The 17,213-nt window shown below is 70.8% G+C and carries 16 protein-coding genes and 2 tRNA genes; 7 read left to right on the top strand and 11 right to left on the bottom strand.

Features of this window, described 5'->3' with window-relative positions; genetic code table 11:
* The first annotated feature begins 56 nt into the window (after positions 1-56).
* Positions 57-704 carry a methyl-accepting chemotaxis protein gene (locus EV292_RS23305; RefSeq protein WP_279432388.1) on the top strand — a complete coding sequence of 216 codons (648 nt, stop codon included), beginning with the start codon at positions 57-59 and terminating at the stop codon, positions 702-704.
* Positions 705-711: 7 nt separating this feature from the next.
* Here the strand turns inward: EV292_RS23305 and EV292_RS01385 are convergent, their stop codons facing one another.
* The 6 genes from EV292_RS01385 to yaaA form a co-directional block, all read right to left on the bottom strand.
* Positions 712-1,761, bottom strand: coding sequence for a sialidase family protein (locus EV292_RS01385; protein WP_132907405.1), 1,050 nt, complete (start codon positions 1,759-1,761; stop codon positions 712-714).
* A gap of 54 nt (positions 1,762-1,815) precedes the next feature.
* On the bottom strand, positions 1,816-4,905 hold the full coding sequence (locus tag EV292_RS01390; protein ID WP_243693546.1) for a glycosyl hydrolase family 28-related protein: 3,090 nt from the start codon (positions 4,903-4,905) through the stop codon (positions 1,816-1,818).
* 89 nt (positions 4,906-4,994) lie between these two features.
* Positions 4,995-5,351: a DUF952 domain-containing protein gene (locus tag EV292_RS01395; RefSeq protein ID WP_132907406.1), complete on the bottom strand. Its 357-nt coding sequence runs from the start codon at positions 5,349-5,351 to the stop codon at positions 4,995-4,997.
* On the bottom strand, positions 5,351-8,164 hold the full coding sequence (gene gyrA / locus EV292_RS01400; RefSeq protein WP_132907407.1) for a DNA gyrase subunit A: 2,814 nt from the start codon (positions 8,162-8,164) through the stop codon (positions 5,351-5,353). The genes EV292_RS01395 and gyrA overlap by 1 nt, the downstream gene beginning before the upstream one ends.
* A gap of 206 nt (positions 8,165-8,370) precedes the next feature.
* Positions 8,371-9,030, bottom strand: coding sequence for an SDR family oxidoreductase (locus EV292_RS01405; RefSeq protein ID WP_132907408.1), 660 nt, complete (start codon positions 9,028-9,030; stop codon positions 8,371-8,373).
* Positions 9,027-9,773 carry a peroxide stress protein YaaA gene (gene yaaA, locus EV292_RS01410; RefSeq protein WP_132907409.1) on the bottom strand — a complete coding sequence of 249 codons (747 nt, stop codon included), beginning with the start codon at positions 9,771-9,773 and terminating at the stop codon, positions 9,027-9,029. Before yaaA ends, EV292_RS01405 begins: the two co-directional genes overlap by 4 nt.
* Before the next feature lie 178 nt (positions 9,774-9,951).
* Between yaaA and EV292_RS01415 the strand changes: the two genes are divergently transcribed.
* Entirely contained in the window at positions 9,952-11,226 is a 1,275-nt protein-coding gene (locus tag EV292_RS01415; protein WP_132907410.1) for a hypothetical protein, read from the top strand.
* Positions 11,227-11,282: 56 nt separating this feature from the next.
* On the opposite strand, the gene EV292_RS01420 is transcribed toward EV292_RS01415, so the two are convergent.
* On the bottom strand, positions 11,283-11,744 hold the full coding sequence (locus EV292_RS01420; RefSeq protein ID WP_132907411.1) for an Lrp/AsnC family transcriptional regulator: 462 nt from the start codon (positions 11,742-11,744) through the stop codon (positions 11,283-11,285).
* A 210-nt stretch (positions 11,745-11,954) separates the two neighbouring features.
* On the opposite strand from EV292_RS01420, the gene EV292_RS01425 reads away from it, so the two are divergent.
* The gene (locus tag EV292_RS01425) at positions 11,955-13,616 is read left to right on the top strand and encodes a HAMP domain-containing sensor histidine kinase (protein WP_132907412.1); all 1,662 of its coding nucleotides are present in this window, start codon (positions 11,955-11,957) and stop codon (positions 13,614-13,616) included.
* Positions 13,617-13,663: 47 nt separating this feature from the next.
* Positions 13,664-13,736: transfer RNA gene (locus EV292_RS01430), tRNA-Ile, on the top strand.
* Positions 13,737-13,780: 44 nt separating this feature from the next.
* Here EV292_RS01430 and EV292_RS01435 read toward each other — a convergent pair.
* Positions 13,781-14,044 (bottom strand): hypothetical protein, encoded by a 264-nt coding sequence (locus EV292_RS01435; RefSeq protein WP_132907413.1) that lies wholly within the window; start codon positions 14,042-14,044, stop codon positions 13,781-13,783.
* Positions 14,045-14,222: 178 nt separating this feature from the next.
* On the opposite strand from EV292_RS01435, the gene EV292_RS01440 reads away from it, so the two are divergent.
* Positions 14,223-14,687 (top strand): PilZ domain-containing protein, encoded by a 465-nt coding sequence (locus tag EV292_RS01440; protein ID WP_132907414.1) that lies wholly within the window; start codon positions 14,223-14,225, stop codon positions 14,685-14,687.
* Between the two features lie 43 nt (positions 14,688-14,730).
* Complete coding sequence (locus EV292_RS22460; protein ID WP_165926989.1) at positions 14,731-14,892, top strand: hypothetical protein; 162 nt, start codon at positions 14,731-14,733, stop codon at positions 14,890-14,892.
* Between the two features lie 53 nt (positions 14,893-14,945).
* Here EV292_RS22460 and EV292_RS01445 read toward each other — a convergent pair.
* Positions 14,946-15,022: transfer RNA gene (locus EV292_RS01445), tRNA-Arg, on the bottom strand.
* Between the two features lie 58 nt (positions 15,023-15,080).
* On the opposite strand from EV292_RS01445, the gene EV292_RS01450 reads away from it, so the two are divergent.
* Entirely contained in the window at positions 15,081-15,827 is a 747-nt protein-coding gene (locus EV292_RS01450) for a queuosine precursor transporter (protein ID WP_132908118.1), read from the top strand.
* Between the two features lie 460 nt (positions 15,828-16,287).
* Here EV292_RS01450 and purQ read toward each other — a convergent pair whose 3' ends face one another.
* The gene (gene purQ / locus EV292_RS01455; protein ID WP_132907415.1) at positions 16,288-16,956 is read right to left on the bottom strand and encodes a phosphoribosylformylglycinamidine synthase subunit PurQ; all 669 of its coding nucleotides are present in this window, start codon (positions 16,954-16,956) and stop codon (positions 16,288-16,290) included.
* On the bottom strand, positions 16,953-17,183 hold the full coding sequence (purS, locus tag EV292_RS01460) for a phosphoribosylformylglycinamidine synthase subunit PurS (protein ID WP_132907416.1): 231 nt from the start codon (positions 17,181-17,183) through the stop codon (positions 16,953-16,955). The genes purQ and purS overlap by 4 nt, the downstream gene beginning before the upstream one ends.
* Between the last annotated feature and the right edge of the window lie 30 nt (positions 17,184-17,213).

Here is a 17,213-nt window from a genome sequence, read left to right on the forward strand (position 1 = left end):
CGTTCGGTTAACCTCATGGGTCTAGCGCCATATCCCAGATAATCAGGGATATAGGCGTGCGCGACGGACCCTTGTGGGACGCGATCAAGCGATCGCAGCTGGTGATCGAATTCGCTCCCGACGGCACGATCACCTGGGTGAACGACCGTTTCCTCCACGCGATGGGCTATGCCGCGCACGAGGTCGCCGGGCGTCACCACCGGCTGCTGTGTACCGCCGACTTCGCCGCCTCCGCCGATTATCTCGGCATGTGGCGCGCGCTGGCGGAGGGCAAGCATCAGAGCGGGTTATTCCAGCGGGTCGCGCGCGACGGGCGGACCAAATGGCTGCGCGCGGTCTACACGCCGATCACCGACGAGAGCGGCACGGTGGAGCGGATCGTCAAGTTCGCCAGCGACGTCACCGCCGAGGTCAACCTCGCCGACGAGGTCGAGCTGCGGCTGCGCGAGAGCCTGCGCTATCGCGGCGAGGCCGAGGCGGACCGCGGCAAGATGGAGGCGCTGGTCGAGCAGCTCGGCGGCGTGGTCGACGCGATCGCGGGGATCGCGGCGCAGACCAACCTGCTGGCGCTCAACGCCTCGATCGAGGCGGCGCGCGCGGGCGAGGCCGGGCGGGGCTTCGCAGTGGTGGCGGCCGAGGTGAAGAAGCTGGCGGGCGACACCCAGGCGGCGACGCTGCGCGCGCGCCAGATGATCGCGGCCTGAGGCGAACTCAGCGCAGCCGCCGCGGATCGAGCGCGACGTGGCGGATGCGCCGGCGGTCATAGGTGTAGGTGACGTGGACGATGCCGTCGCGCGCCTGGATCACCGCGGGATAGGCATAGCCGTCGGGGAGCGGATCCCGCTCCAGCGTCAACACCTTGCGCCAATGCAGCCCGTCGTCGGACAGCGCCACCGCGAGCGGCCAGCGCGGGCCATTGTCCTGCCCCGGCCGGTTGGTGCTGTCGTTGTAGACCAGCAGCTGACGCCCGTCGGCGAGCGTGACCGCGTCGGTCCCCGCGTTGGGGTTGGGCAGGTCGAGCGCGCGCAGCGCCGACCAATGCCGCCCCTGGTCGCGCGACCAGCTCGCGGCCAGCACGCCCTGACGCGTGCGTGCCACCGTCATCAGCCGCCCGTCGCGCAGCCGCAACAGGCTCGGCTGGATCGCCTCTAGTCCCGCGGGCGAGGCGATCTCGTCCAGCGCGCGCCATGTCCGCCCCCGGTCGGTCGATCGCTCGATCACCGCATACCAGCGATTGCGTTCGGCGCTGCCGACCTCGCGGCTGGAGGGCGCGAGCCAGGCACCGTCGTCGGCGACGATCGGCTTGTTCTTGATCGGGCCGAGCCGCCCGGGGGGCAGGCGGCGCGGTGCGCCCCAATGGCGCCCGCCGTCACGCGACTCGATTACCATCCCCCACCAGTCGCGCGGGTTGGGGCCGGCCTTGTAGAACAGCCGCAGCGCGCCCCGACGCGGCTGGAACAGCACGGGGTTCCACGTCGGGAAGCGCGCGTCCGCCGCGACCGCGCGCGCACGTTCCCAGCCCGTCGCGCCGCGGCGCGCGAACCAGATGCGCACGTCGGGGCGACCCTCGCCGCTGCCGCCGAACCAGGCCGCGGCGATGGTGCCGTCGGCGAGCTGGACGATCGTCGAGGCGTGCGCCTGCGGGTAGGAAGGCGCGACGTCGACGAACTCGCGGAGCAGCAGCGGGGCGGGCGCCCGCGCGGCGAGCAGCGGGATCGTCGCGAGTGCGATCGCGCCGACGCGGAGGAGACGGGGAACCATGTTCCGACGCCCTGCCGTGCCACCGCCGCGCTGTCGAGACGCTCCGGCGGGGCGCTACAACGTCACGCGGTACAGCGAATGGTGGGTCAGCACGAACAGGGTGCGGCCGTCGCGCGCGAGCAGCAGCTGGAGCGGGCGCTCGGGCACGTCGATCCGGCCGACCGCGCGCCCGTCGGCCTCGTGGACGAAGATCTGGCCGTTGGCGATATAGACGCGCCCGTCGGCGGCGGTGGCGACGCTCTCGCCGCCACGCTCCGCGACGAGGCGCAGGTCGCCGAGCGCGCCGCCTTCGCCGACCCGCGCGCTGTAGGTCCGCGCCTCGGAGGCATTGCTGACCACGACGCGCTCGCCGACCCGCGCCTGCACGAAGCCGTAGGTATCGAGCGCGTGCGAGAAGCGGCGCGCGCGGAAGTCGGGCGGTCCCTGCTGGAAGGTCCGCATCGCGGGGAGCGCCAGCGTGCCGTCGGGCGAGACATATTCGCGCGTCGCGGGGGTGGCGACGTCGCGCGCGAACAACTCCGCCAGCGTGGTGAAGCGGTCGGTCGCGGGATCATATTGGTCGCGGAACTCGCCGTTGCTCCACCAATTGCCCGGCAGCGCTAGCCGCGCCTCGGGGCGCGCGGCGATCGGGGTGGCGGCGATCGGGTTCAGCTCGAGCTCGCTCGTGCCCGGGCGAAAGCTGTAGACCGTGCCGTCGCGTCCCGCCGCGGAGAGGACGAGCAGGTTGCCCGCGGCGTCGGCGGCGAGGTTGACCGGATCGAGCGTGGTGTCGCGCTCGATCCCGAGCCCGTCGCGATCGGACCAGCGATAGATGCGCTGTTGCAGCCGATCGACGAAGTACAGCGTACCGTCGGGGGTGACCGCACCGCCGCCTGCCGCGTCGAAACCGCCCGCCAGCTTCTCGACCCGCGACGGTGCGGCGGCGGGGGTGGCCGGCGTCGTGGCGCCCGCGGCGACGTCGAACGCGGCGAACTCGCGCTCGCGCACCTGCCCACCGCGCGCCATGTCGACGATCGCGTTCTCATAAGGGAATTTGTTCGCGCGCAGGAAGGTCGCGCAGCCATTCTCGTCGCAGGTGCCCAGCCCGCTCTCGGCATTGACGTGGACGTTGCGGAAGCGGATGTCGCGCGCGTTGTAGAGCGTCACCGCGGCGGGCAGCGGATTGGCGGTGCGGGTGACGCGATAGGCGTGCAGGTTGGCGACGAGCACATCGTGCGAGTCGCGGATCTCGAGCGCGACCGCGTCGCGGCTCTCGCCGCCTTCCTCCTCGGTCTGCGGCGCGATCAGCTCCCAGTTGGCGACGCGGTTGAGCGCGATCTCGACGCGGCCGTGATGCTCGGCCGACATCTGGTACACCCGGCCCGGCGTGGACGTGTCGGACACGTACAGCCCGGCTTGCGCATAGGTGTTGGGCGTCCAGATGTTGTTGAACGTGCCCCCGCCGCCGCGCGTGACCCACAGGCTCGGATATTGCGCGTCCCAGCGCTTGGCGGGATCGGCGTCGCCGGTGGCGTTGGCGTTATAGGGGATGAAGCGGGTGCCGTCGGCGAGGCCGGTGCCGTGGCCGCCCTGGAACTTGACGTCGTCGACCAGCGAGTCGGCGCCCGCGGTCCATAGCAGCGCGGTGGCGCGCGGGTTGATCCCCCCGGTGAACAGCCCGACACCGCTGACGATCGCCGCGCCGCCGTCGGCGCTCGCGAGCAACGGACGCGGCGCGCCGACCCCCTGATAGGCGGGGGTGCGCTCGCGCAGGATGATCTGGGTGAGATCGGGGTGGAGCGCCACCAGCACGCTGTCGGGGCGAAGCCGGAGCGTGTCGCTGACGATATAGCGTCCGGCGGGAAGGTAGACGATGCGGTGGGTCGCGATCGCGCGGCGTAGCGCCTCGGTGTCGTCGCTCCGATCGTCGCCCTTGGCGCCGGCGTCGCGCGCGTTGAACCACTCGCCCGTCGCCGGGAGCGCCCGGATCGCGTCGGCGCGTCGCGGCGGCAGCGCGGCGAGCGGGGCGGCGGTCATCGCGGTGCGCTTCACGCCCATCGCGCCATAACCGTCGACCGCGAGCCCGTGGCTGAACTGCGTCACCCGATAAGCCTTGCCGGCGCCGCGCCGGACCGCGCCGCTGTCGCGGAAGCGCGCGAACACGGGCGTGGCGCTTGCCAGCGCATCGTCGAACGTCACCTGCGTATAGGCATTGTTCTCGTTGGAGACGATCACGCCGGCGCGCGCGACGCGCTCGAACCGCACGTCCTTCCCGTACAGCCAGTCGCCATAGCCGCGGTCGATCTCCACCCCCACGGGCGTGTCGCGAAAGGCGACGTTGACGAGCGTCAGCCCCGCCTCATGCTCGCGGATCGCGGCATCGCGCTGGCCGGTGAAGGTGGAATCGAGCAGCGTGAAGGGCCAGGCCGGTGAGGGCTTCTCGGCGAGGATGCCGTACCGCCCGCCGCGGAAGCGCAGGTCGCGCCCGAGATTGCCGACCTGGTACAATCCCGTCAGCGCGGGGCCGAGATCGAAGTCCATGCGACTGACATAAGCGTGCTGCGCGGCGTGAAACCGGATCGCGGCGGTCGCGGGATTGCCCGCGCCGACCGCGACGTCGACGTTGCTGATCGCGGAATAGAAGGTCCCCGGATTGGCATCGGCGATGCGGGGATCGAAGGGGACGCTGCCAGCGACGGGGAAAGCGACGCGGCGCGGCGGGGCGCCGGCGCGGCCCCCCTCGTTGCGCCCACCCTGGCCCGAGCGGCGCGCGCCCGCGAAGACGATCATGTGCGCGATGCCGCGCTGGAAGCCGGGCGTGCGCGCGCCGAGTACGATGATCGGGCGGGTGGCGCCGACGCCGAACAGCCGCACCCCGGGCCAGAGGAACAGCGTGCGCGTGATGCGATAGCGGCCGTGCGGCAGGAAGACGATCCCGCCGCCGCCCTTGTCGGCGGCGGCGTCGATCGCCTGCTGGATCGCGGCGGTGTCGTCGGCGCGGCCGTCGCCGCTGCCGCGCACGGTGACCGCGCGCGCGTCGACGGGGGCGGTGGCGAAGGCCGAGGCGCCGCGCTCGGGCCGCTGCGCGGTCGCCGGCAGCGCCACGAGCGCGACGGCGGCGGGGAAGAGCAAGCGGGCGAACGGCATGGCGGCGACCTCGATCACGCCGCCCGCGACTCTCGCGCGCGAACCGGCGGCGTCACCTTAAGTCGCGGAAACCGCCAGCGGAATTGCGACCATCGTCGATGGCGCGCTCAGCCCGCGATCGGCAGCCGGACCGTGCCGTCGTCGCCCCGCTCCAGCGGTCCATAGGCGACCACGGTCTCGAGCAGCAGCGGCTCGTAGAGGTGCGGGAAGAGCTGGCCCTCGCGTGCCGCCTCCCAGCGCACGCGATCGGCATAGGCCTCGAGATCGACCGCGGCGACGTGGAGATCGTCCTGCCCGGCGAAATGCTTGTCCACCGTCGCGGTGAGCTGCGCCGCGGTCGAGAGGTGGACATAGCCGTCGGCCAGATCGACCGGCGCGCCGTCGAACCGCCCGTCGCGCTCCAGCGCGGCGAGCTGCTCGCCGGTCAGCACCTTATAGGCCAGCATCGGCCGCTCGTCCGCCATCACGCCTGCTCTCCGTCGTCGTCTCTCTCGTCGACCTGCTCGCCCAGCGTGTCCGGGCCGGTGCCGTCGTCGAGCGTCAGCTGATCGCTCGCCGCGACCGGCGCCGCCTCGTCGAGCTCGGCGGCGACCGCGGCCTCGGCGGCGTCCTCGGGCTCGGGCTCCTCGTCGATCCGCGCCGCCGAGACGACATGCTCGTCCGCCGCGACGTTGAACAGCCGCACGCCGGCCGAGCCGCGCCCGATCACGCGCAGGGAGGCGAGCGGCATGCGGATCATCTTGGCCTGATCGGTCACCAGCATCAGCTGCTCGGCCTTGCTCGCCGCGAAGCTCGCCACCACCGCGCCGTTGCGCGCGATATTGTCGATGTTGGTGATGCCCTGGCCGCCGCGCCCGGTGCGACGATATTCGTAGGCCGAGCTCAGCTTGCCATAGCCGTTGGCGCAGACCGTCAGCACGAACTGTTCCTTGGCGCGAAGCTCCTCGAAGCGGATTGGGTCCATCACCCGCGGGGCGCGCTCGGCATCCTCGGGCTTCCACGGCGCATGGCGGAGATAATCCTCACGCTCCTCCTGATCGCGGATACCGGCGCGGTGCAGCACCGAGAGCGAGATCACCTGGTCGTCGCCCTTGAGCGCGATGCCGCGCACGCCGGTCGAGTTGCGGCTCTGGAACTCGCGCACCTCGTCGGCGGCGAAGCGGATCGCCTTGCCGCACTTGGTCGCGAGCAGCACGTCGTCGCCCTCGTCGAGCAGGGCCACGCCGATCAGCCGGTCGTCGGCATCGTCGCCCTCGAACTTCATCGCGATCTTGCCGTTCGACGGCACGTTGGTGAAGGCGTCCATGCTGTTGCGCCGCACCGATCCCTTGGCGGTGGCGAACATGACGTGGAGCTTGCCCCATTCCGCCTCGTCCTCGGGCAGCGGCAGCACGGTGGAGATCGTCTCGCCCTGCTCGAGCGGGAGCAGGTTGATCATCGGCCGGCCGCGCGTGGCGGGACCGCCCTCGGGCAGCTTCCACACCTTCAGGCGATAGACGCGGCCGAGCGTGGAGAAGAACAGCACCGGCGTGTGGGTCGAGGTGACGAACAGCTTGGTAACGACGTCCTCGTCCTTGGTCGCCATCGCGCTGCGGCCCTTGCCGCCGCGCGCCTGGGCGCGGAAGGCGTCGAGCGGAGTGCGCTTGATGTAGCCCGCCATGGTGACGGTGACGACCATCTCCTCGCGCTCGATCAGGTCCTCGTCGTCGATCCCGTCCGCCGCGGCGGCGATCTCGGTGCGCCGCGGCGTCGCGAACTGCTCGCGCACGTCGCGGAATTCCTCGCGCATCACGGCGTACAGCTTCACGCGGTCGGACAGGATCGCGAGCAGCTCCGTGATCGAATCGGCCAACGTCTTGAGCTCGTCGCCGATCTCGTCGCGGCCCAGCGCGGTGAGGCGGTGGAGCCGCAGATCGAGGATGGCGCGGACCTGCACCTCGCTCAGGCGATAAGTGTCGCCCGCGACGTCGCGCTCGAGCGCCTCGACCAGGCGCAGATAGGGCGCGATCTCGGCGATCGGCCAGTCGCGCGCGAGCAGAGCGGCGCGCGCCTCGGCCGGGCTCGACGAGCCGCGGATGATCCGCACCACCTCGTCGAGGTTGGTCACCGCGATGACCAGGCCGAGCAAGATGTGCGCGCGCTCGCGTGCCTTGTTGAGCTCGAACTTGGCGCGCCGCGTGATCACCTGCTCGCGGAAGCTGACGAAGGCGGCGATGATATCGCGCAGGTTGAGCAGCTCGGGCCGGCCGCCGCGGATCGCGAGCATGTTGGCCGGGAAGGAGCCCTGCGCCGGCGTGTGGCGCCACAGCTGGTTGAGCACCACCTCGGGCGTGGCGTCGCGCTTGAGATCGATGACGATCCGCACGCCCTCGCGGTTCGATTCGTCGCGGATGTCGCTGACGCCCTCGACGCGCTTCTCCTTGGCGGCGTCGGCGATCTTCTCGACCAGCGCGTTCTTGCCCTGCTGGAACGGGATCTCGGTCAGCACGATCGAGGTGCGATCGCCGCGCCCGGTCTCGATCGTGTGGCGCGAGCGCACGATGATGGAGCCGCGCCCGGTCTCATAGGCCGACCGCGCGCCGGCGCGGCCGAGGATGATCGCGCCGGTCGGGAAGTCCGGACCGGGGACGATCTCCATCAGCTCCTCGGTCGTGATCGCGCCGTTGTCGAGATAGGCGAGACAGGCGTCGATCACCTCGCCGAGATTGTGCGGCGGGATGTTCGTGGCCATGCCGACCGCTATGCCGCCGGCGCCGTTGACGAGCAGGTTGGGGAAGCGCGCGGGCAGGACCTGCGGCTCGCGCTCGCTCGCGTCGTAATTGGGCTGGAAGTCGACCGTGTCCTTGTCGAGGTCGTCGAGCAGGTAATTGGCCGCCTTGGCGAGCCGCGCCTCGGTATAGCGCATCGCCGCGGGCGGATCGGGGTCCATCGAGCCGAAATTGCCCTGACCGTCGATCAGCGGCAGCCGCATCGACCAATCCTGCGTCATGCGCGCCAAGGCGTCGTAGATCGCGGTGTCGCCGTGCGGGTGATATTTACCGATCACGTCACCGACGATGCGCGCGGACTTGCGGTACGGCCGGTTGTAGAGGAACCCGCTCTCACTCGCGGAGAAGAGGATGCGGCGGTGGACCGGCTTGAGGCCATCGCGCACGTCGGGCAGCGCGCGCGCGACGATCACGCTCATGGCGTAATCGAGGTAGCTGGTCTTCATCTCCTCGACGATGGAGATGGGGGCGATGTCAGACGGATCGGCGAGGACGGTGTCGTCGGCCAAGATGCTTCTTTCTTTTGCGGAATCGTTGCTGGGCGGGGTGTAGGACGGCGCGGCCACAAAGTCACGCATGCGCGCGCGTGCGCGTGAGGGGCGTTACCCGATGCGGGGCCCGTGCCCCGGCGAAGGCCGGGGCCCAGGTGGGATGACGTTCGCGAGACTCACCATCGTCGCCCAACTAGGCCCCGGCCTTCGCCGGGGCACGAATCTCAAGGCGCGATCTCCGCGCCGTCCCAGGCGAAGATCTTGCCGCTGTCGGTCGGGCGCAGACCGTCGAGCACGTCGAGCAGCTGCACCGCGGCGCGGCCGGGCTGGAACAGGTCGCGCCCGCGCTGCTGGAAGGGTCGGGACAGCCGCGTGTCGACCGTGCCCGGGTGCAGCGCCACCACCAGCCCGCGGTCGTTGCGGCGCTTGTCCTCGATCGCGAGCGTGCGGATCAGCTGGTTGAGCGCCGCCTTGCTCGCGCGATAGCCGTACCAGCCGCCGAGCCGGTTGTCGGAAATGCTGCCGATGCGCGCCGACAGCGCCGCGAACACCGATCGCCCGGTGCGCGGCATGATCGGCAGGAAATGCTTGGCGACGAGCGCCGGCCCGATCGCGTTGACCGCATATTGCCGCGCCAGCCAGGCCGGGTCGAGGTCGCGCAGCGCCTTCTCCGGCCCGTGCTCGGCGTCGTGGAGCAGGCCGGTCGCGACCACCACCAGCTCGGGCGTGCCCGCGCGCGCCGCCGCGGCGGCGATGCTCGCCTCGTCGGTGACGTCGAGGTCGCCACGCGCGAGCCGCAGCACCGCCTGACCCTCCTCCTCCAGCGCCTCGGCGAGCGCGGCGCCGATGCCGCCGCCCGCGCCGATCACCACCGCGCCGGTCATGCCGCGCGCTCGAAGGTCCAGCGCGCGTCGTCGCTCCGGTCGGGCGCGAAGCGATAGCCGGCGGTGTCGAACGCCTTCATGCCGTCCACCGCGGTGACGTGATGCTCGACCAGATAGCGCGCCATCATCCCGCGTGCTTTCTTGGCGTGGAAGCTGACGAAGCGCCCGTCGGCCTCGCGGAAGTCGACGGCGATGACGCGCACGTCGGTGGGCAACCGGGCGGCGACCACCTCCCAATATTCCTGGCTGGCGAGGTTGAGCACCACGCCCGACCCCTCCGCCGCGAGATCCTCGGCGAGGGCGGTCGCGACGCGATCGTCCCACCAGTCGGTCAGCTTCTTCTTCCGCGGCGCCCAGCGCGTGCCCATCTCGAGCCGATACGGCCGGATGCCGTCGAGCGGGCGCAGGATGCCGTACAGCCCCGACAGCAGGCGGACATGGTCCTGCGCGAACCGTACCGCCGCCTCGTCGAGCGTCCTGGCCTCGAACCCGGCATAGACGTCGCCCGCGAAGGTGTAGAGCGCGGGACGCTCCTCGGCGGCGTCGAAGTCGCGGAAGCGGTCGGCGTTGAGCTTGGCCAGAGCGGGCGAGATCTTCATCAGCTCGGCCAGCTTCTTCTGCGTCAGGTGCGCGGCGGCGTGGGCCAGCGTCGCGGCCTCGGCGGCGAAGCGCGCGGGGGTGGCGGGGAAGGGCGGCGGGGTCTCGAGGTCCAGCGTCTTGGCTGGCGACAGCACGGCGATCATCGCGCCGCCCTACGCCGCGCCCTCCGCGCGTTCAATCGCGGTTCAGCGGCGACACGCAATGTCACCGTCGCTTCCTTGAACCGCCGCGTGACCGGCACTAGAGCGGCAGCCGAGCGTTTCGCCTTGGATTTCATCCCGGCGCGATTTTCTGGCGCGTTTTTTCTGGAGAGACATGTCGATGAAGATGCTTTCGAACGCCGTCATGGCCGCGCTGCTCGCCGGGGGCGCCACCGTCGCGCTCGCGCAGCCCGCGCTCGCGCAGAAGAAAGACGAGAAGAAGGACCAGGGCGCGCAGCTGAAGCTCAGCAACGAGGTCCGCGGCCCCGCGGCGCAGGCGCAGACCGCGCTCGCCGCCAAGGACGTCAACACCGCCACGCCGCTGGTGGCGCAGGTCGAGGCCGCGGCCAAGAGCGACGACGAGAAATATATCGCGGCGGCGCTGCGGCTGAACCTCGAGGCGATCAAGATGGACAGCGGCGGCGGTTCGGCCGGCCTGTCGGCGCCGCTCGACGCGCTGATCGCCAGCCCGCGCACCCCGCAGGCGGACAAGGCGCGCTATGCCTATCAGCGCGGCGTGATCGCGGCCAACGCCAAGGACGCCGCCGGCGCGACCCGCTTCTTCGAGCAGGCGCAGCAGTTCGGCTACAACGACCCGAACCTGCCGCTCCAGCTGGTCAAGCTGAAGATGGATTCGGGTGACGTCGCGGGCGGCTCGGCCGCGCTGGCCAAGATGGTCGACCAGCAGGTCGCCGCCGGCACCAAGCCGAGCGAGGACATCTACAAATACGCCATCGCCAAGAACAACCAGTCGAAGAACAACACCGAGACGGTGGCGTGGATCCGCCGCTATCTCGCGGCCTATCCGACCCGCAAGAACTGGCGCGACATGGTCGTCTTCTGGGGGCTGCAGCCGCAATCGGTGGCGACGCTCGACAAGAACCAGAAGGTCGATCTGTATCGCCTGCTCCGCGCGGGCAAGGCGCTCGCCGATCAGTATGATTACGAGATCTACGCGCAATGGACCTTCGACCAGGGCCTGCCGTGGGAGTCGAAGGCGGTGCTGACCGAGGGCAAGGCGTCGGGCAAGATCCCGGCCGACAGCGCCAACGCCACCAGCCTGCTCGCCGCGGCCAACAAGTCGATCTCGAACGAGGGGTCGATGACCGCGGTCGAGGCGCGCGCGCAGAAGGCCGCCGACGGCAAGCTCGCTGCCAGCACCGCCGACGCCTATCTGGGCACCGGCGACTACGCCAAGTCGGTCGCGCTGTACCGTACCGCGCTGCAGAAGGGCGGGGTGGACGCCAATACCGTGAACACGCGGCTGGGCATCGCGCTGGCCAATTCGGGCGACACCGCCGGGGCCAAGACCGCGTTCCAGGCGGTGCAGGGGAGCCCGCGCTCCGACGTCGCCGCCTGGTGGATCGACTATCTCGACCACCCGCCGCAGGCGTGAGGTGACGGCCGCGCCCCGGGTGGGCGCGGCCGATCCTCCCCGTCAGCGGGGAGGGATCAGCCGATCGGCACGCCGACCTGCGATTTCGAGCTGCGGATCGTCAGCGAGGATTTGACGCTCGCCACGTTGGGCGCGGAGGTGAGCTTGGTCGTCAGGATCCGCTGAAAGCTCTCGAGGTCGGCCGCGACGATCTTGAGGATGAAGTCGATCTCGCCGTTGAGCATGTGGCACTCGCGCACCTCGGGGATCGCGGCGACGTGAGTCTCGAACGCGGCGAGGTCCTGCTCGGCCTGGCTGCGCAGGCTCACCATCGCGAACACCGTGATCGGGAAGCCCAGCTGCGACGGGTCGCATTCGGCGTGATAGCCGCGGATCACGCCCGCCTGTTCGAGCGCACGCACCCGGCGCAGGCACGGCGGCGCGGTGAGCCCGACGCGCTCCGCCAACTCGACGTTGGTCATGCGCCCGTCCTCCTGCAGCAGTGCGAGGATTTGCCGGTCGATACGGTCCAGGGTCATGACGCCTCTTAGCTGCTGATCGCGCAGTTTCGCGATAGCTTCGGAACGCCCCGCTACAGGAAAGTTGCGTGGCAGCGCAATTGTGCCAAGCTGCGACAAGGTCGCTTTTTTGCGCCGCAATGAGCGTTGGCCGCGGTTTCGGCCGCCCTTTATGTGTTGCTGCGACGCGGATCACCCGCGCCGATCTCGACAGCAGAGGGTAATCCGCAGGTGCGGTTCGACGACAGCCTGAAGACCGTACTCGCCGCCGACGTCTCCTCGGCGTTCGGCGCACGCGCGGCGTTCCGACAGCTGGTCGATCTCATCGGACGGGGGCGCGCGCCCGCCGAGCCGGCCTTGCTCGCGCGATTGCGCGCGCTGCGCGAGACGGTGCCGATGGACGTCCGCGCTGCCGCGGCGCGCGGGCTGGCGCTGGCCGACCCGCCGGTGCCGCTGGTGGCGCTCTTCGCCGAGGACCTGCCCGAGGTCGCCAGCGCGATGCTGCGGGCCGCCCGGCTGGCACCGGAGGACTGGGACACGCTGCTCCCGCAGCTCGGGCCGCACGGTCGCAGCGTGCTGCGCGGGCGCGATGATCTCGCGCCCTCGGTCAAGCGTGCGCTGGACGCGTTCGGCGCGACCGATTTCGCGCTGCCCCAACCCGTGATCGCGCCGCAGCAAGCTGCCGACACCGCGACGGCACCCGTGCCACCGTCGAGCGCTCCGGGCGGCGCGGGCGAGCGGTTCGAGATCGCGGATCTGGTGACCCGGATCGAGGCCTATCAGCGCCAGCGCAGCGCCGCGCGCGACGCCGCCGACACGCCGCCGGCGACGGTCCATGCCTTTCGCTTCGAGACCGACGTGGCGGGCATGATCCGCTGGGTCGATACCGCGCCGCGCGGGGCGCTGGTGGGGCTGTCGCTGCGTCACGACCCCGCGCTCGGGTCCGCGCACCACCATGTCGACGGGATCGCCGCGGGGGCGTTCCGCAAGCGGGCGAGCTTCGCCGACGCGCGATTGTGCGTTCCCGGCGAGTCCGCGGTGGGAGGCGATTGGCGCATCTCGGGGGCGCCGATGTTCGATCTCGCGAGCGGCAGCTTCGTCGGTTACCGCGGCCGCGCGCGCCGCCCGCGCGTGGACGAGGATGCCGCGCGCGTCGTCTCGCCCGACCGCGCCGCGGGCGCCGAGGGGCTGCGCCGGCTGGTCCATGAGCTGCGCACGCCGACCAACGCGATCGCGGGCTTCTCCGAGCTGATCGAGCAGGAATTGCTCGGCCCCGTCCCGACGAGCTATCGCGATCGTGCCGCCGCGATCCGGCGGCATGTCGCGGGGCTGATCGGGGCGATCGACGACCTCGACCTGGCGGCGCGGCTCGAGGGACGCGCGCTGGAGCTGCGCCCCGGCACCGTCGCGATCGCGCCGCTGCTGACGCGGCTGGTGGAGGAACTCGCGCCGCTGGCCACGCTGCGCGGGGCGGCTGTGGTGCTGCCGGCGCTCGCCGACGCCTTCTGGGCGGTCGATCCCATGGCGGCGGAGCGGCTGATGCAGCGCCTGCTCGCGACGCTGCTGTCGGGCGCGGCGTCGGGCGAGCGGCTGGCGATCACGGTGCGGCCGGACGGCGATCGCGCGGCGGTGACGATCGACTATCCGCTCGCGTTGCGCGGGCGTGACGAGGCCGCGCTGCTCGCGCTCGACGACGAGGCGGTGATCGACGAGGTCGGCGCCCCGCTGCTCGGCGCCGGCTTCGCGCTGCGGCTGGCGCGCCATCTCGCGGGCGAGCTGGGCGGGCGGATCGAGTTCGGGGCCGAGCGGCTGGTGGTGGCGCTGCCCAGCACGCTGGCGGCGCGCCCGCACGGCGACGACAACACGCCCGATCAGGCCAGCGGCACCTCCTGAGCCGGCTTGCCAGCGACCGGCGCCAGGCGCTACGGGGCGGGAGCGGAGGGCCTGTAGCTCAATGGTTAGAGCTGGCCGCTCATAACGGCTAGGTTGCGGGTTCGAGTCCTGCCGGGCCCACCGCGCCGTGTCCGGTATAGCGCGTCGTGCTGGTGCGCGCGCGGTCAGCGCCGGTTCGCGGTGGGAAAGGCGATGTCGCCGCGGCGGTCGCGCAGCGCCTCGTGCGGCGAGGCCTTCATCGCCGCATCAACGCGCGCCCACTCGGCCTGGCTGCGGCAGTCGCGCCCCATCATGCGCGATCCCGTGTGGCGAACCGGGCGACAGATCCTGCGATCGGCGACGGCCTTGCTGCCGTCGCCGTCGGCCTGCGCCAGCGAGGGGTCGGGCAGCGCCGTGAGCATCAGAACAGCGACGAGCCATGTCGTCATCTCAGGCTCCCTTCCGTTATGGTCCTGACCGGTCAGGGATCACAGATCGGGTCGCGCCGCAAGCGTCGACACGTCGCCACGGGCCGGCGCGAGCGAAGCGCACGCCGCTGTCGCCAGCCCGTTAGCTTTATGTTAAGCCAATGAGCGCAGCCCTATCGAAAACGATAGGAGAGGTGTCGTGTATGTCGAAGCGAAGGTGTATCGCACCCGTCGCGCCGGGGAGCGGTTCGACACCGAGGCTCGCTCCACCCTCCGCTCCGGCGCGAGCGCGCCGATCGACGTCGTCGTCGACCAGGTGTCGCGCTCGGGCTGCCATATCGTCACCGCCGAGACGGTGGACGTCGGCGAGATCATCACGCTCGGGATCGCGGGACTCGGCCGGGTAGAGGCGCTGGTGGTGCGCCGGACACCGTCGGGTTACGGCTGCGCCTTCATCAGCCACGTGCCGGAGAGCCTGTTGCGCGAGGTCGGGGTGGAGTCGCCGGTCCTGGCGATCGGCGCCGAGGCGAGGCGAAGCGTCTATGACCCGGAGATCGAGCCGCCGGATATCGAGAAATATCCGGTGCGGACGCGCTTTCTCGTCATCGTGGGGTTCTGCGTCCTGTCGTGGATCTGCATCATCTCCTTCATCGCGATGATCTGATGCGCGTCGCTCGATCGGCTACCCTCTGGGTTGGCCAGAGGGGGTGATCGCTATCGCGGTGTTCATGTTGGGCAATGCGCCGATGCTGGCGATGGTCAGCTACCATGCCGTGGAGATGCCCTCCGTCGCCCTGGGGCATAAGATCATGCGGCGCGTTCGCCGTGATCCAGGGACGCCGCCGACGCTGCACGCCCAGCCGCTCTAAGTCCTGCCGCCGGGCATGCGGCGGCGATCGGTGATGCGGCATTAGGGGCAAATTGGCGCGCCCGGAGGGATTCGAACCCCCGACCAAGGAGGTAGAAGCTCCTTGCTCTATCCAACTGAGCTACGGGCGCCCACCGACGCGCCTAGCGCGGATTGAAGCCGGAAGGAATGGCCGGCATGATCGCGCGCATGGCCGAGCCCTCGCGCACCCCGCCGCCGACCGATGCCGCGCGCGTCGCCGCGGCGCATTTCCGCTACTACGACCTGGTGATGGCGGCGTTCGTCGCGATCCTGCTGCTGTCCAACGTGCTCGGCGCGGGCAAGGTCGCGCGCGTGGCGCTGCCCGGGATCGGCGACTGGCCGTTCGGTGCGGGCATCCTGTTCTTCCCGGTGAGCTATATCATCGGCGACGTGCTGACCGAGGTGTACGGCTATGCGCATGCGCGGCGCGTGATCTGGGTCGGCTTCGCGGCCACGATCTTCATGGCGGCGATGGCCTGGGTGGTGGTGGCGCTGCCGCCCGCGCCCGACTGGGGCAACCAGGCCGCCTATGAGGCGGTGTTCGGCCAGGTGCCGCGGATCGTCTTCGCCAGCATGTGCGCCTTCTGGGCGGGCGAGTTCGTCAATTCCTACGTGCTCGCGCGGATGAAGGTGCTGACCGAGGGGCGCCATCTGTGGATGCGCACGATCGGCTCGACGATCGCGGGGCAGGGGGTGGACAGCCTGATCTTCTACCCGCTCGCCTTCCTCGGCGCGCCGGGCTGGACGCCGCATCTGGTGATGGTGGTGCTGTTCACGCAATGGGCGCTGAAGACGGGCTGGGAGGCGGCGCTGACGCCGCTGACCTATTGGGTGGTCGGCTGGCTCAAGCGGGTCGAGGGCGTCGACGTCTACGATCGCGACACGGATTTCACGCCATTCCGCGCGCGGGTGTGACGGGTAGGGTTTGATCTCTCGACGCCGACGCGTGCTCCGGCGCACGCCGGAGCCCAGGGTCGCGAGGATGGCATTCGTGGCACTGGGCCCCTGCATTCGCGAGACCTTTGCAAAGCCCTCGCGTCATCCCGGACGTGTTCCGGGATCCACCGTGCCGCGAACGAATGGGGCGTTGCTTTCGCGGTGGAGTGGATCCCGGAACACGTCCGGGATGACGGAAGAGGGGGAGCGTTCTGCGACGTACGCAAAGGTCGCGCGTGCGCAGGAGCACGCCCGTGGTTCAAACGTGGCGGATCGTACCTTGGACGGCGCGCGCCGGGTACATCGCGAGCCTCCGTCATCCCGGGCTTGACCCGGGATCCATGGTACCGCGAGAGCAACGATTGCGGCGTGCGCGGCACGATGGATCCCGGGGCTAACCCGGGATGACGGGGCTGGCGACGAGCGGAACGCGAGCGCCTCAGGCGCCCACCGTCTCCAGCAGCCCCTCGAACAGCCGCCGGCCGTCGTCGCCGCCATGCGCCGGTTCGACCCGGCGCTCCGGGTGCGGCATCAGGCCGAGCACGTTCCCCTGCGCGCTGAGCACGCCCGCGATGTCGCGCGCGCTGCCGTTGACCGGCTCGGCGTAGCGGAAGGCGACCCGGCCCTCGCCCTCGAGCCGGTCGAGCGTCTCCGCGTCCGCGACGTAATTGCCGTCGTGGTGCGCCACCGGGAAGACGACGCGCTCGCCCGCGGCATAGCGGCTGGTGAAGGCGCTCTGCGCGTTGTCGACCGCCAGCGTCACGTCGCGGCAGACGAAATTGAGCCCGGCGTTGCGCATCAGCGCGCCCGGCAGCAGCCCCGCCTCGGTGAGCACCTGGAAGCCGTTGCACACGCCCAATACGGGCAGGCCGCGCTCGGCGCCGCTCGCCACCGCGCGCATGATCGGCGAGCGCGCCGCCATCGCGCCCGAGCGCAGATAATCGCCGTAGGAGAAGCCGCCCGGCACCGCGACGAGCCCGATGCCCTCGGGAAGCTCGGCGTCGCGATGCCACACCATCGCCGGCGCGCGCCCGGTCACCCGCTCGAGCGCGACCGCGATGTCGCGATCGCAGTTCGAGCCCGGGAAGACGATGACCGCGGTCTTCACGCGCGCTCGATCCGGTAATTCTCGATCACGGTGTTGGCGAGCAGCTGGCGGCACATCGAGTCGACATCCGCGTCGGACGTGCCCTCGGCGACGTCGAGCTCGATCAGCTTGCCGACGCGCGCGCCGGCGACGCCCTGGAAGCCGAGCCCCGCGAGCGCGTGCTCGATCGCCTTGCCCTGGGGGTCGAGCACGCCGGGCTTGAGCGTGACATGGATGCGCAGTCTCATGGTCGCGCGCTATGCCGCGCCGCGCCGCGC

The organism is Sphingomonas sp. BK235 (genome assembly GCF_004345855.1).
GTDB lineage: Bacteria > Pseudomonadota > Alphaproteobacteria > Sphingomonadales > Sphingomonadaceae > Sphingomonas.